14 protein-coding genes and 1 pseudogene are annotated in these 14,227 nt (G+C 71.0%); 5 read left to right on the forward strand and 10 right to left on the reverse strand.

Annotated elements, in window-relative coordinates:
• Together AOK16_RS27650 and AOK16_RS13540 are read right to left on the reverse strand one after the other, a co-directional pair.
• A pseudogene (locus AOK16_RS27650) lies at positions 1–632 on the reverse strand (hypothetical protein); the annotation flags it as partial.
• Between the two features lie 241 nt (positions 633–873).
• Complete coding sequence (locus AOK16_RS13540) at positions 874–1,506, reverse strand: HAD family hydrolase (protein ID WP_055472518.1); 633 nt, start codon at positions 1,504–1,506, stop codon at positions 874–876.
• 137 nt (positions 1,507–1,643) lie between these two features.
• Between AOK16_RS13540 and AOK16_RS13545 the strand changes: the two genes are divergently transcribed.
• Both AOK16_RS13545 and AOK16_RS13550 read left to right on the forward strand, forming a co-directional pair.
• Complete coding sequence (locus AOK16_RS13545) at positions 1,644–2,210, forward strand: hypothetical protein (protein ID WP_055472519.1); 567 nt, start codon at positions 1,644–1,646, stop codon at positions 2,208–2,210.
• Positions 2,207–3,061, forward strand: coding sequence for a GNAT family N-acetyltransferase (locus tag AOK16_RS13550; RefSeq protein WP_055472520.1), 855 nt, complete (start codon positions 2,207–2,209; stop codon positions 3,059–3,061). The genes AOK16_RS13545 and AOK16_RS13550 overlap by 4 nt, the downstream gene beginning before the upstream one ends.
• A 247-nt stretch (positions 3,062–3,308) precedes the next feature.
• Here AOK16_RS13550 and AOK16_RS13555 read toward each other — a convergent pair whose 3' ends face one another.
• From AOK16_RS13555 to dnaB, 4 genes are all read right to left on the reverse strand, one after another.
• Complete coding sequence (locus AOK16_RS13555; RefSeq protein WP_055472521.1) at positions 3,309–4,697, reverse strand: serine hydrolase domain-containing protein; 1,389 nt, start codon at positions 4,695–4,697, stop codon at positions 3,309–3,311.
• A gap of 182 nt (positions 4,698–4,879) precedes the next feature.
• The gene (locus AOK16_RS13560; RefSeq protein ID WP_055472522.1) at positions 4,880–6,100 is read right to left on the reverse strand and encodes a hypothetical protein; all 1,221 of its coding nucleotides are present in this window, start codon (positions 6,098–6,100) and stop codon (positions 4,880–4,882) included.
• A gap of 97 nt (positions 6,101–6,197) precedes the next feature.
• Positions 6,198–6,977, reverse strand: coding sequence for a hypothetical protein (locus tag AOK16_RS13565; RefSeq protein WP_157859205.1), 780 nt, complete (start codon positions 6,975–6,977; stop codon positions 6,198–6,200).
• A gap of 242 nt (positions 6,978–7,219) precedes the next feature.
• Positions 7,220–8,692 carry a replicative DNA helicase gene (dnaB, locus tag AOK16_RS13570; protein WP_055472531.1) on the reverse strand — a complete coding sequence of 491 codons (1,473 nt, stop codon included), beginning with the start codon at positions 8,690–8,692 and terminating at the stop codon, positions 7,220–7,222.
• Positions 8,693–9,167: 475 nt separating this feature from the next.
• Here dnaB and AOK16_RS13575 point away from each other — a divergent pair, with 475 nt between their 5' ends.
• A complete protein-coding gene (locus AOK16_RS13575; protein ID WP_055472524.1) occupies positions 9,168–10,508 on the forward strand; it encodes an MATE family efflux transporter in 1,341 nt (446 codons plus the stop codon).
• A 110-nt stretch (positions 10,509–10,618) separates the two neighbouring features.
• Here AOK16_RS13575 and rplI read toward each other — a convergent pair whose 3' ends face one another.
• From rplI to rpsF, 4 genes are all read right to left on the reverse strand, one after another.
• Positions 10,619–11,065 (reverse strand): 50S ribosomal protein L9, encoded by a 447-nt coding sequence (gene rplI, locus AOK16_RS13580; RefSeq protein WP_055472525.1) that lies wholly within the window; start codon positions 11,063–11,065, stop codon positions 10,619–10,621.
• A gap of 18 nt (positions 11,066–11,083) precedes the next feature.
• Positions 11,084–11,320, reverse strand: coding sequence for a 30S ribosomal protein S18 (gene rpsR / locus AOK16_RS13585; RefSeq protein WP_055472526.1), 237 nt, complete (start codon positions 11,318–11,320; stop codon positions 11,084–11,086).
• 59 nt (positions 11,321–11,379) lie between these two features.
• The gene (locus AOK16_RS13590) at positions 11,380–11,961 is read right to left on the reverse strand and encodes a single-stranded DNA-binding protein (RefSeq protein WP_055472527.1); all 582 of its coding nucleotides are present in this window, start codon (positions 11,959–11,961) and stop codon (positions 11,380–11,382) included.
• A gap of 70 nt (positions 11,962–12,031) precedes the next feature.
• Complete coding sequence (gene rpsF / locus AOK16_RS13595) at positions 12,032–12,322, reverse strand: 30S ribosomal protein S6 (protein WP_055472528.1); 291 nt, start codon at positions 12,320–12,322, stop codon at positions 12,032–12,034.
• A gap of 264 nt (positions 12,323–12,586) precedes the next feature.
• Here rpsF and AOK16_RS13600 point away from each other — a divergent pair, with 264 nt between their 5' ends.
• Together AOK16_RS13600 and AOK16_RS13605 are read left to right on the forward strand one after the other, a co-directional pair.
• Positions 12,587–12,916, forward strand: coding sequence for a hypothetical protein (locus AOK16_RS13600; RefSeq protein ID WP_055472529.1), 330 nt, complete (start codon positions 12,587–12,589; stop codon positions 12,914–12,916).
• 180 nt (positions 12,917–13,096) lie between these two features.
• Positions 13,097–14,215 (forward strand): lipid II:glycine glycyltransferase FemX, encoded by a 1,119-nt coding sequence (locus AOK16_RS13605; RefSeq protein ID WP_055472530.1) that lies wholly within the window; start codon positions 13,097–13,099, stop codon positions 14,213–14,215.
• The last annotated feature ends 12 nt before the right edge of the window (positions 14,216–14,227 follow it).

A 14,227-nucleotide genomic window follows, 5' to 3' on the forward strand; every position in this document is an offset into this window, starting at 1 on the left:
TCGGGGGCCGGAGGTGCCTGAGGGCCCGGAGGCGAGTGGCGGGCCGGGGAAAGCGTGCCGCCGGACTGGGGCCCGGGTATGGAGGGCGGCCCGCCCCGACCACTGCCGGACACGGGCCCCGGGACGACACCGGAGGGACCGTACGAGGTGTGGCCGCCGCTTCCGGAGGGCGGTGCCGGCTGCGGCTGGGCGGGCTGGGGCTGGGGCTGGGGCGACTGGCGCCGGAGAGGCGCGGGTCCGCCGGCGGGGACGGTCGAAGCGCTGGCGTGCGCGGCGCTGTTGACGAAGGCCGAGGCGAGGGCGACGGCGGGCGGCTGGGCGCTCTCCCGCGGCTGCGCGACCGTGGCGACCTGCGTGCTGCTCCGGCTCTGCCGGGGCACGCGGTCGTGGGCGGGACGGTGCCGCTCCTCGGCGGGGACGGGGTTCGCGGCGGTTTCGGCGGAAAGGCTCTCGGACTCGCGCTCAGCCCGGGACTCGCGTTCCGACACCGAAGACCGGACCGGCTCCTGGTCGCCCCTCGGGGACGCCTCGTCGGCGCTCTGCTTCCGGCCCGCCGGAGAGAACCAACCCCAGTTCCCACCGTTTCCGCCGGAGCCACTGTTGTCGGCCGACGCAGTGGTCGGAGCGTCCATGGTCTGCCTCGCCTCGACGTCTTTCAGTAGGTCTTCACACTTCCAAACGGAATGTGCCGGTTAATTCCCCGCGATCTCTCCGGCGGCCGTACCACGGCCGAATCGGAGTCGACCATACCGGGCCGGGGTAAAACCACAAGCCCCGCTCCCCAAGGCCCTGGAAAGCACCTGCTCACCCCGCAGAATCCGGTGACATGGCCCACATTCCAGGGAATTCACTGGGAAACTGACGAGTAATGAATTACCGCAAGTTACGCACCAGTTCATAAGCCTCGCGAAGATCGCGGCCGTCGTATGCGCACGATGCCAGGCCGCTCACATGGTGATCCGCGTTCACCGCCACCGAAACCGGCACCGCGCCGAACAGTTCGGCGTCCGACATCGAATCGCCGTACGCCACGCAGTCCGCCCGGGACACCCCGAACCGCGCGCAGAGCTCCTCGGCGATCGTCACCTTCGCGGCGGCCGACAGAATGCCCGAGGGATCGACAGGCCCGCGGAAGGGCACCGCGGGAAACCGCGAACCATGCGCCGCGTGCGCACCCCAGCCCAGCAGCCGCTCCACGAAGAAGCCGGGCGACAGCGAGATCACGGCGGCGTAGTCCCCGCTCGCCCGGATCCCCGCCCACACTTCGCGGATGCCCGCCAGCCACGGCGCGCCCTCGAACGCGGCCGTCACATGCGCCTCGGTCAGATCGGCCCACAACGCGCGTACGCGGACGGCGAATTCCGGTGGCCCGATCCGTCCGGCCGCGAAGTCCCGCTCCAGTTCGGCGACCTCCTCGACGAGACCGAGCTGCCGGGAGATCTCGACCGGGGCCGCGGACCCGTACAGCAGCGTGCCGTCCAGGTCGAACAGATGCAGAGTCGCCATGCGGGCGAGCCTAGGCAAGCCCGGTGCGCGCCGTATACGGGATCGCCCTCAATGGGATCGCCTCATACGGGCGGAGGCCCCGCGGATACTCCCGCTGTGCGACGCGCCATGGGGCCCACTCGCGCGACCGTGGCCTCATGCAGCAGCTGTCCCGCCCCGCCCGCAGGGCCCTCGTCGTCGTCCACGTCAGCGTCTCCGTCGGCTGGCTCGGGCTCACCGTCGGCCTCCTGGCCCTCGGCATCACGGCCCAACTGACCGCCGACCCGGCCATGGCCGAGGCCGCCTACCGCTCGATGAAGGTCTTCGCCGACTGGCTCATCGTCCCGATCAGCCTGCTCACGCTCCTCAGCGGCCTGGTCCTGTCGCTGGGCACACCCTGGGGACTGGCGCGGTACCGCTGGGTGTTCGCCAAGTTCTGGCTCACCCTCGCCACAACCGGCGCCTCGATCTTCGCACTGCGGCCGAACATCGACCACGTGGCGGCGGTCGTCGCGGCCGGTCAGCCGGCCGGTGCGGCCGGAGTGGACCTGGTCATCGCCCCGGCGGTCGCCACGGCCACGTATCTCTTCGCCACCGCGATCTCCGTCCTCAAGCCCTGGGGTCCGACCCGGCACGGCCGTCGCGTACGCGACACCGCACGTTCCTCTGCCGTTGGCAAATCCGGTCGACGAACGAAGGCCGCGTCGGACAGCCTGACTCCATGACGCTGCTGACGACCGCACCGATCCGCCGTCTGTCCCGCGCCGACCTCCCCCGCTGCCTCGATCTGTGCACGGATCGGGGCTGGTCGCGCGAGGATCGCAAGTGGCGACTGTTGCTCACCGCCGGCATCGGATACGGCATCGACGACCCCCAAGGCGACGGACTGATCGGCTGCTGCGTCCTCACTCACTACGGGCCCGGGCTCGCCTGCGTCTCCATGGTGCTCGTCGCCGAGCGGCACGCGCGGCGCGGCCTCGGCCGCAAGCTGATGACCCATGTGCTGGAGGAGGCGGACGGCACACCGGTCTTCCTCTACGCCACCGACATGGGCAGGCCGCTGTACGAGCAACTGGGCTTCACCCCGGTTACCCGCTCAGCCACGCGCGTGGGGCGGCTCGCACCGGAGCCCGAGCGGGAGGCAGGCCCTCTTACCCGCCCGGCCACCGCCTCCGACCTCCCGGCCCTGCTCGCCCTGGACGCCGAGGTGTTCGGCGCGGACCGGATGCCGATGCTCACCAGGCTGCCCGCCTTCGCCGAGCACGTCCGGGTCGCCGAGTGCCCGGAGGGTCTCACCGGCTTCGCCGCCGCGTGGAGCAATGTGGACAACACCGTGATCGGCCCGGTGGTGGCCGACTCCACGGCCACCGCCCGGCACCTCATCTCCGACCTGGCGGTCCACACGGAGAGCGAGATCCGGCTGGACGTCGACGTACGCCATCCCGAGCTGGGGCACTGGCTCGACACCCATGGGGTCACCCCATCCACCGCCAACACGTTGATGATCCACGGCGCCCCCGACCTCCCCGGCGACTACCGCCGCCGCTTCGCGCCCCTGATGGTCGCTTTGGGCTGACCTTGGCACTCGCCACCGCGCTGACCCCGAACTCCCCGCCCCGCCCACGTGTTCTGCCCGCCACAAGCGCTCTCCGGGTCCGCCCCAGGTGCCGGACGACATGCCGGCGATCGCCGCCAAGCTCGGCGACGACCCTTCAGCATCCGGCGGGAGTCCACATCGGCCGACGAGGTCGTGTTTCACGTGAAACACCTTGACGTTTCACGTGAAACACGACAGCCCGCGACACCCGCCGCCAAGCCGTGGCTCAGGCAGACCGCCACCCTTTCGGGTCGACACCTCCCGGCACCGGAGCCATCGTCTCGTAGGGCTCCCGGGTGAACACGAAGGACGCCAAGTCGAGATGGCTCACCTCGGCGCCCTCGTCAGCGGACGTCCGCCGCACCGCCCGCAGCGTCTCCCCCGCGAAATAGCCGTCGAGCCCGGCCCAAGTCCCGTCCCCCTCAGGCCGGAAGCGGGAAGCGCGGCCCGTACCGGACAGCGGCGCCAGCTCCAGAGCCCGCCCGTCACGAAGGCGCAGCACGAACGGCGCCGGCCCCCAGTACCAGGTGCCGGTCAGCGCCAGCAGCTCCGGATCCGCCTCGCTCCGCGGCTTCCAGGGCGAGGGGATGCGCGGTTCGTGTTCGGCGGTAATCCGTACGAGATCGGCGGCGAGCCCGCCGACCAAGGGCCCGGACGTGGTGTTGGCCAGCGCGATTCCGGCCAGCCCGTCCTCTGCACTCACCCACAGCCCCGCTAGAAAGCCGGGCAGTGAACCGGTGTGCCCGGCCAGCGTCCGCCCGTTCCGGCAGGTGAGTTGGAGGCCGAGGCCGTAGCCGTCGTCCCCACTCTCGTTGCCAGTCGCCGCCGCGGGGGTACGCATCTCGGCCAGGGTCTCCGCGCTCAACACCCGCTCGTCGCCCTCGGCCAGGAACGCTGCCCAGCGGGCGAGATCGGCGATCGTGGACCACAACTGCCCTGCGGGCGCCATCAGTCCGAGGTCCTCGGCCGGTTCCGGCAACAGCACGTCGGCCCACGGATGCACCGCCCAGCCCTCGGCGTACGGCGCGGCCGGGCGCGCTGTCGTACGGGTCAGGCCCAGCGGCTCCAGGACCTCGCGGCGCAGTACCACTTCCCATGCCTCGCCGCGGAGAGCCTCGACAAGTGAACCGAGCAGGGTGTAGCCGGGGTTGGAGTAGTGGTGGGTCCTGCCGGAGGGGTGGCGCAGCGGATCCTGGCCCAGGACGTCGGCGAGAGTGGGGCGCAGGCTGCCCGGGGTGCGCTCCCACCAGGGTCCGGGGGTCTCGGCGGCCAATCCCGCGGTGTGGGCGAGCAGTTGGGTGATGGTCGCCTCGCCCACGCCCGTACCGGGGAGGTGCTTCTCCAGTGGGTCCGCGAGGTCCAGCAGGCCCGCGTCACGGAGTTGGAGGACCAGCACGGCCGTGAAGGTCTTGGTGATCGAGCCGATGCGGTACTGCGTGTCGGCGTCCGGCGCTCGGCCGTCCACGGAGCCGCGGGCCCCGGTCCACACCGTACGCCCCTCCCGTACCACCGCCGCGACGAGCGACGGGGCGCGGCCGTCGGCCTGCGCGGTGGCGATCCGGTGGTACAGAGCCCGGCGGGTGGCGAGCAGCAGCTCTTCGAACGAGGTGTCCATGGGGGTCACTTGTACCGGTCCGCCCTGCTCGGCGCACCTCATCCCTGCCGGGTGCCGTCTGATCCGCGGCCCGGGTCCGGACATGCCGACGGGCGGCCCCCTCCCCAAAGGGGGCCGCCCGTGCGGTCATTGCTGCGGTGCGTAGGAACTACGCGGCGCGCGGTATGCGCGGTGCACCGGTCTCAGGCGGTGTGGAACTCGCCGGGAGCGGCCGGGACGGCGAAGGGCATGGCCGGGATGTTGGCGGCGTTGGTCAGGTCGGCCGGGGCCAGGGTCTGGGCACCGGCCGCGGCGTCGGTCGCGACGGTCTGCGCGCCGGCGGCGACCGTGGTGGCCACGCCCTGCGCGAACGGCACGGCGGCAGCGGCGATGCCCTGGGCCAGCGGCGCCACGTCACCGGCGACACCGGTGGCGAACGGCTGGGCATCGGCCACTACACCGGCGGCGAGCGGCTGCGCATCGGCCACCACGCCCTCGACGGCGGGCTGCACGTTGGCAACCACGCCCTGGGCGAAGAGCTGCACGTCGGCCAGGCCACCCTCAGCGAGCAGCTGCGCCTGGGAGGCGACGCCCTGCCCGAAGGGGGTCACGTCACCGGCGACGCCGGACCCGAACGGCAGCGCCTGGACGGCCACGCTGCCCGTGAGGGAGCCGGCACCGGCGCCGGCGTGGTGCGCGACCGGGAGGACCTTGACGACGGCATCGTAGGCGGCGGGGGGCAGCACGTCGGCCGCGGTCCTGTCGACGGTCGGACGGGCGGTCTCCAGGGCACCCTGGGCCGGGGAGGTCACCTGCCCGGGACGGACACCGGCACCGGCCAGGCCGGCCAGCAGGTCCTCGGCCCCGGGGGCCTTGGGCAGGCTCGGGGCGGCGGGCAGCTTGCCGGTGGGCAGCGCGGTCGGCAGGGACGGAGCGGTCGGCAGGCCGGAAGTCGGCAGCGCCGGGGTGGCGGGCAGCGACGGGGCCGGGAGGGTCCGCACGTCACCGGTGGGCAGCTGGCCCTTGGCGACCTTGGTCACCTTGCTGACCTTCGCCTTGCCCGCGAACTTCTTGACCTTCTTGGTGGCCTTGCCCGCGTCCGCCGCGTGGCCCAGGCCGCCCTTGGTGAGGCCTCCGACCTTGTCCTGGACGGTGCCGGTCACGCCGGTCACGGCGTCCGTGCTGGGCAGGCCGCCGCCGAGGGTGCCCGTCACCTTGTCCTTGGCGGTGCCGACGGCGCCACCGGTGGGGAGCTTGTCCTGCACGTCGCCGGTGGCACCGGTGGCGCCCTTGACCGCGCTGGTGACAGCGCCGGTGTCGGGAACCGCCGGGAGCTCGGTCGCGGAGGCGGCGGCGGTGCCCAGCGCCCAGAGACCGGAGGCGGCAGCGGCGACGAGGACGGAACGGCGGATGGTGTTACGCATGATGGGGAGATCCTTCGAATTCAAAAGCGGTGGAGGGGGATGGGCAGACCTGTTCCGCCCCCGCGCGGCAGGTCCAGTGGAGGCGGAACGGCCTGCCCTAGCCCGGGAATTCGAGGATTTCGGAGGAACGCTCGTGCGTCGGCGCGTCGCTCGCCGCACGGATCGCGCCGGCCAGGAGGCCGAAGCGCGGGGCGTCCGTCGCCACGGTGGCGTGCGTGTCCCCGCCACGGGGACCGCTGCCGTCGTGGGCGTTCTGGGACGCCGACCCGCTCGGAGCGGCGGGCGCCTGGGGGAACCGAGCGGGGAACCCGTCGCGGTCGTCGTTCGTGCCGTCCTGCCGAGCCTGCTCGGCACGGACGCTGCCACGGTCGGAGCGCGACGAGAAGGCGGCCGCGATCCGGTCGGAGGTGCGGTCCACGGCGTCCGCCGCGGCCTTGCCGCCCCGCTCGTGGCCCGAAGTCCGCTCACCTGCACGGTCCTTGCCGGAGCCCGGACGCTGCGCGCCGGCCTCGTGGCCCGGCAGCCGCACCGGGAGGTCGGCGGCTTCGGTGACGTTCTCGACGAGGTCACCCACGGGGCGGGTCAGCTGCTCGGTCCGCGCGACCACGGGCCGTACGGTCCGCTCGACCGTGTCCCGCACGGCCCCGGTGCGCTCGGCGGACGCGGCAGCCGTGTCCTCGGAGGGCTTCACGAGGGGCTTCTCGGTCTGCGGTCCCGCTTCGCCACCGGAGTCGAGCAGTTGCTCGGCGCTCGCCGAGCCGTTGCTCTCCGCCGCGTGCGCGGCACCGCCGAACAGGAAGGCCAGCCCCAGCAGGCCCCCAAGGAAGAGGGCCACGAGCAGCGCTCGCCGCGCGGCAGCCGTGCGCGGCAGGCGCACAGCGGCAGACGTGGCGAGAGCAGCGAACACAGTGGGGGCCTTCCCGTACGGACATCGGATTTTACTTCCGGGCGACGGGAGGATCCTTGCACGATCCGCGGGGGCGGGCGCAAGCCCTCCGTTCCCGATGGGGCGTCATGTCCGTTATTGCGGGGGCGCGTCGGGGCCGGCGCGCGCCCGTGATCTTCCGCTCACACAACGTGCGTGGCTCTGCGCCGAGTTCAGGCCGCGCCCCGCCTGGCTCAGGTCTGGGCCATGTCGACGAAGCGCGAGTAGTGGCCCTGGAAAGCGACCGTGATCGTCGCCGTCGGGCCGTTTCGGTGCTTGCCCACGATGATGTCCGCCTCGCCCGCGCGCGGTGACTCCTTCTCGTAGGCGTCCTCGCGATGCAGCAGGATCACCATGTCGGCGTCCTGCTCAATGGAGCCGGACTCACGCAGGTCGGACACCATCGGCTTCTTGTCCGTACGCTGCTCGGGACCACGGTTGAGCTGTGAGAGCGCGATCACCGGGACCTCGAGCTCCTTGGCCAGGAGCTTGAGGTTACGGGACATGTCCGAGACCTCCTGCTGACGGCTCTCGGCCCGCTTCGAACCACCGGACTGCATCAGCTGCAGGTAGTCGATGATGACGAGCCTGATGTCGTTGCGCTGCTTCAGCCGACGGCACTTCGCCCGGATCTCCATCATCGACAGGTTCGGGGAGTCGTCGATGAAGAGCGGCGCCTGGGAGACCTCGGGCATGCGGCGGGCCAGCCGGGTCCAGTCCTCGTCCGTCATCGTTCCGGAGCGCATGTGGTGCAGGGCCACGCGGGCTTCCGCGGACAGCAGGCGCATCGCGATCTCGTTGCGGCCCATTTCGAGGGAGAAGATGACGCTCGGCAGATTGTTCTTGACCGAGGCCGCGCGAGCGAAGTCCAGGGCCAGGGTCGACTTGCCCATGGCCGGCCGCGCCGCGATGACGATCATCTGGCCGGGGTGGAGGCCGTTGGTGAGCGCGTCGAAGTCGGTGAAGCCCGTCGGCACACCGGTCATCTCGCCGCTGCGGGAACCGATCGCCTCGATCTCGTCGAGCGCGCCCTCCATGATGTCGCCGAGCGGGAGGTAGTCCTCGCTGGTCCGCTGCTCGGTGACGGCGTAGATCTCGGCCTGGGCGCTGTTGACGATCTCGTCCACGTCGCCGTCGGCCGCGTATCCCATCTGCGTGATGCGCGTGCCCGCCTCGACCAGCCGGCGCAGAACGGCCCGCTCGTGGACGATCTCCGCGTAGTACTCGGCATTGGCCGCGGTCGGGACCGTCTGCACCAGCGTGTGCAGATACGAGGCGCCGCCGACCCGGTTGATCTCGCCGCGCTTGGTCAGCTCGGCGGCGACGGTGATGGGGTCGGCGGGCTCGCCCTTGGCGTAGAGGTCGAGGATCGCCAAGTAGACGATCTCGTGGGCCGGGCGGTAGAAGTCGTTGCCCTTCAGGACCTCCACCACGTCGGCGATGGCGTCCTTGGAGAGGAGCATGCCGCCGAGCACCGACTGCTCGGCGTCGAGGTCCTGAGGCGGTACGCGCTCGAACCCGCCCCCGCCGCCGGCGCCCCCACCCGAAGACCAGTCGTCGGATCCGCGGTCGTGCCGGTCGCCGCGCCCCCGGTCGTCGCCGCGGCGGGACCGGGAGGCCGGGAGGCGGTCGCTGGGACCCGTGTCCGCAGCCCAGGGGTCCTCCATCTCCTGCTGGCTCACCCCGACACCTCCTCCGTGCTCTCTTTCTTACGGCACGCCTCTGACAAACAGCGACGCCCTGCTCCGGTTACGGCTCATCGCTCCAGGGCCGGAAAGAGGCCCTGGGGAAGAAGCACGGAGAGGCCGGAACGGGCGTCGGGCGCCGCACCACGGTAGGCCGGACGGCACCGTCAGCCAAGATGGTTATCCACAGGCCATGTGGACGAGGGGACGCATCCTGTGGAGAACCTCGCCGAACCTGTGCATGGGGCGGGGGACAGTACTGTGGACAAGCCCACCACCACCTCGGAACCACCCTCCTGACCTGCCGTTTCACCATCCACCGGCTGTGCAGGAGAAAAACTTTCCCCACTATTCCAAGATCACGACAAACGGCGCACACAAGATCCCCCCAGACAGCACCCGGTAAGGATCTTATGCCGCTTGCACCTATTACCTGTGGAAGATTAGATTGGCGCCCATGCCCCAGGCCTCCGCGACCGGGAAACCCAGCGCCCGCCACCACGACCGAGAGATCATCTCGCTCGCCCTGCCCGCCTTCGGCGCCCTCGTCGCCGAGCCCCTGTTCGTGATGGTCGACAGCGCCATCGTCGGCCACCTCGGCACCCCGCAACTGGCCGGCCTCGGCATCGCCGCCGCCCTTCTGCTGACCGCCGTCAACGTCTTCGTCTTCCTCGCCTACGCCACCACCGCGGCCGTCGCCCGCCGCGTCGGCGCGGGCGATCTGCGCTCCGCGATCCGCCAGGGCGTGGACGGCATCTGGCTCGCCCTGCTCCTCGGCGCGGTCCTGCTGGCCCTCGCGCTGCCCGCCGCCCCGGCCCTCGTCGTCCTCTTCGGCGCCTCAGACACCGCCGCCCCGTACGCCGTGACGTATCTGCGCATCAGCGCCCTCGGCATCCCGCCGATGCTCGTCGTACTCGCCGCGACCGGAGTCCTGCGCGGCCTCCAGGACACCCGCACCCCGCTGTACGTCGCCATCGGCGGCTTCACTGCGAACGCCGTCCTCAACGCCGGACTGGTCTACGGCGCCGGACTGGGCATCGCCGGCTCCGCCTGGGGAACCGTCATCGCCCAATGCGCCATGGCCGCCGCCTACTTGGCCGTCGTCGTACGCGGTGCCCGGCGCCACGGCGCCTCGCTGCGCCCCGACGCCACGGGCATCCGCGCCTGCGCCCAGGCCGGAGCCCCACTGCTGATCCGCACGCTCTCACTACGCGCGATCCTGATGATCGCCACCGCGGTCGCGACCCGGCTCGGCGACGCGGACGTGGCCGCGCACCAGGTCGTTCTCACCCTCTGGTCGCTACTGGCCTTCGCCCTGGACGCCATCGCCATCGCCGGACAGGCCATCATCGGGCGCTACCTGGGAGCCGAGGACGTGGCGGGCGCGAAGGCCGCCTGCCGGCGGATGGTGCTGTGGGGGATCTGGTCGGGTGTCGTCCTGGGCCTGCTGGTGGCGCTCGCCCGGCCGTTGCTGCTGCCGCTGTTCACCAGCGACCCCGCGGTGCACGACCTGCTGCTCCCCGCGCTGCTGGTCGTGGCCGTCGTCCAGCCGGTCTCGGGCGTGGTGTTCGTCCTCGACGGCGTCCTCATGGGCGCGGGCGACGGCCCGTACCTCGCCTGGGCGATGCTCGCCACCCTCGCGGTCTTCGCCCCGATCGCTCTCGCCGTCCCGGCCCTCGGCGGCGGACTCACCGCCCTGTGGTGGGTCATGGGCCTGATGATGGGCGTCCGCCTGCTGACCCTGGGCCTGCGCACCCGCTCCGGTAACTGGCTCGTCCCCGGCGCCGTCCGCGCCTGAGGCGGCGTGGGCCCGCGGGACCGTACGGCTATCGGTGCCCCACACAGCACGAAGGGCCGCGCCCCAACCGGGGTGCGGCCCTTCGGTGTTGCTCTGCCGAGCGCCGCGAACTAGGCGGCGACGACCTCGACGCCCACCTTGGCGGCGACGTCGGCGTGCAGGCGCACGGACACCTGGTGCGAGCCCAGGGTCTTGATCGGCGTACCGAGCTCGATGCGGCGCTTGTCCACATCCGGGCCGCCCGCGGCCTTGATCGCCGTGGCGATGTCGGCCGGGGTGACCGAGCCGAAGAGGCGGCCGGCGTCACCCGAGCGGGTGGCCAGACGCACCTTCACGGCCTCGAGCTGGGCCTTGACCTCGTTGGCCTGCTCGATCGTGGCGATCTCGCGGATCTTGCGAGCGCGACGGATCTGCGCGACGTCCTTCTCGCCACCCTTGGTCCAGCGGATCGCGAAACCGCGCGGGACCAGGTAGTTGCGAGCGTAGCCGTCCTTGACGTCCACGACGTCGCCGGCGGTGCCGAGGCCGGAGACCTCGTGGGTGAGGATGATCTTCATGATTCTGCCCATCCTCCCTTAGCGAACCGTCGAGGTGTACGGCAGCAGGGCCATCTCACGGCTGTTCTTCACAGCCGTGGCGACGTCGCGCTGGTGCTGGGTGCAGTTGCCGGTGACCCGGCGGGCACGGATCTTGCCGCGGTCGGAAATGAACTTCCGCAGCAGGTTCGTGTCCTTGTAGTCGACGTAGGAGATCTTCTCCTTGCAGAACACGCAAACCTTCTTCTTAGGCTTGCGAGCAGGCGGCTTCGCCATTGTCTCTCTCCAGTGTGATCAAGAAGTTTGTGCTGGTCGCCCGACCAGGCCGCGCGGGCCTAGAAGGGCGGCTCGTCCGAGTAGCCGCCGCCGGAGCCGGAGCCGGAGCCGCCGCCCCAGCCACCACCGCCGCCGCCCTGCTGGCCGCCGGCCGGTGCGCTGGACGCCCAGGGGTCGTCGGCGGGAGCCCCGCCGCCCTGCTGGCCGCTGCCGGAGCCGCCGCCCCAACTGCCGCCACCCTGGCCACCACCGCCGTATCCGCCCTGACCGCCGCGGCCGGTGGTCTTGGTGACCTTGGCCGTGGCATTGCGCAGGCTGGCGCCGACCTCGTCGACATCCAGCTCGTAGACCGTGCGCTTGACACCCTCGCGGTCCTCGTACGACCGCTGCTTCAGGCGGCCTTGCACGATCACGCGGGTGCCCCGCGTCAGGGACTCGGCGACGTTCTCCGCCGCCTGCCGCCACACCGAGCACGTGAGGAAGAGGCTCTCGCCGTCCTTCCACTCGTTGGTCTGGCGGTCGAAGGTGCGGGGAGTGGACGCGACACGGAACTTCGCGACCGCCGCACCTGACGGGGTGAAGCGCAGCTCGGGGTCGTCGACGAGATTGCCGACGACCGTGATGACGGTCTCGCCTGCCATGGGTGAACCTCTCGGCGGGTGTGCTGCTGGCTGCTTGCTACTCGAACCCGGTTACCGGTGAACGCTTGGTTCAGCGGGTCGCGGGACGGAGGACCTTGGTCCGGAGGACCGACTCGTTCAGGTTCATCTGACGGTCGAGCTCCTTGACGACCGCAGGCTCGGCCTGCAGGTCGATGACCGAGTAGATGCCCTCGGGCTTCTTGTTGATCTCGTACGAGAGACGACGACGGCCCCAGGTGTCGACCTTCTCGACCTTGCCGCTGCCCTCACGGACGACGGAAAGGAAGTTCTCGATCAGCGGGGAGACTGCGCGCTCCTCGAGATCGGGGTCGAGGATGACCATCACCTCGTAGTGACGCATGTGGAACCCACCTCCTCTGGACTCAAACGGCCACGGTCTCTCCGTGGCAGGAGGGTCGATGCGTAGCAACGGTATCGGCCGCCTCTGACAACGGGGGCGATCTCGCGTGGAGGACCTCCGCCGACCTGGGCAGACACCGGTGCAGACGGTACACAGTACCTGCACCGAGCCTTCCGGTTGAAATCCGGCCGCCGATGGCCCCAATCTGTACACATCGGGTGTGTGCGGCGCTACAGTGCGCCGCCTTTTGCCAGGAGGTGCCTCATGGCACAACCAGTCCGTCAGCACCACGGTCCTCTCTCCGCCCTCAGCTCCGTCCTCAACAGCGACGGCAAGGCCCACCCCGTCGAGAACAGCTTCGTCGCGGCGACGGTGGTGCTCGGTGTGGTCGCGTTCATCACCGCCCAGTTCGACAGCCTCCACCTGGTCAGCTCCTGGACCGGTCTGGTCGGCGTACTCACCGGGGCGTGGGGGCAGATGATCTCGGCCACCACCGGCGAGCGCTTCCTGTTGATCATCGGCCTCGGCGCGGCCGCGGTCGGCTTCTACCTGGGCATGGCGCACGGCGGCCTCTTCGGCAGCCTGCTCGGCTGACCGGACCCGCGCGGGACCGTACGCACGGCCCGCGCGGGCGCAGCATCCCCGGGGGCGGCCGCGGTGGCCGGGACGGCCATCTGGCGACCGTCCCCGGGAGGGGCCCAGCCTTGGCGCAGTAGGCTTCCGGCGAGAGCCGGAGCCCCACCCTGGGGACAAACCCGCCGAGGAGCGCCCCGCATGAGCCTGACCCTGAGGACCATCAGCCGAGAGCAGCACCTGGCGTACATCCAGAGCCTGCCCGCGGCCAGCCACATGCAGGTCCCGGCCTGGGCGGATGTCAAGACGGAGTGGCGCTCCGAGAGCCTGGGCTGGTTCGACGCCTCCGGCGAGCTCGTCGGCGTGGGGCTCGTCCTCTACCGCCAACTCCCGAAGATCAAGCGGTACTTGGCGTACCTCCCCGAGGGTCCGGTCATCAACTGGTTCTCGCCGAATCTCGAGGACTGGCTGGAGCCGATGCTGGCCCACCTCAAACAGCAGGGCGCCTTCTCCGTGAAGATGGGGCCTCCGGTCGTCATCCGCCGGTGGGACGCCACCGCCATCAAGTCCGGTATCCAGGACCCGGACGTGAAGCGGCTGCGTGACGTGGAGGCCACCCACATCGAGCCCCGTGCCTTCGAGGTCTCCGACCGGCTGCGCCGCATGGGCTGGCAGCAGGGCGAGGACGGCGGCGCCGGCTTCGGTGACGTACAGCCCCGCTATGTCTTCCAGGTGCCCCTGGAGAACCGCTCGCTCGAGGACGTCCACAAGGGCTTCAACCAGCTGTGGCGCCGCAACATCAAGAAGGCCGAGAAGGCCGGCGTCGAGGTCGTGCAGGGTGGCTTCGACGACCTCCCCGAGTGGCAGCGGCTGTACGAGATCACCGCCGAGCGCGACCAGTTCCGCCCGCGCCCGCTCTCGTACTTCGAGCGCATGTGGAAGGCCCTCAACAGCGAGGACCCCAACCGGATGCGGCTCTACTTCGCCATGCACGAGGGCGAGGCCGTCGCCGCCGCCACCATGCTGATCGTCGGCGGGCACGTCTGGTACTCCTACGGCGCCTCCGCCAACCACAAGCGCGAGGTCCGCCCCTCGAACGCGATGCAGTGGCGCATGCTGCGCGACGCCTACGCCCTCGGCGCGAGCATCTACGACCTGCGCGGCATCAGCGACTCCCTCGACGAGAACGACCACCTCTTCGGCCTGATCCAGTTCAAGGTCGGCACCGGTGGGCAGGCGGCCGAGTACCTCGGAGAGTGGGACTTCCCGCTCAACAAGCTGCTCCACAAGGCGCTCGACATCTACATGTCGCGCCGCTGACACCCACCCGAC

Source organism: Streptomyces pathocidini, from assembly GCF_001418495.1.
In the GTDB taxonomy this organism is placed as follows: Bacteria; Actinomycetota; Actinomycetes; order Streptomycetales; family Streptomycetaceae; genus Streptomyces; species Streptomyces pathocidini.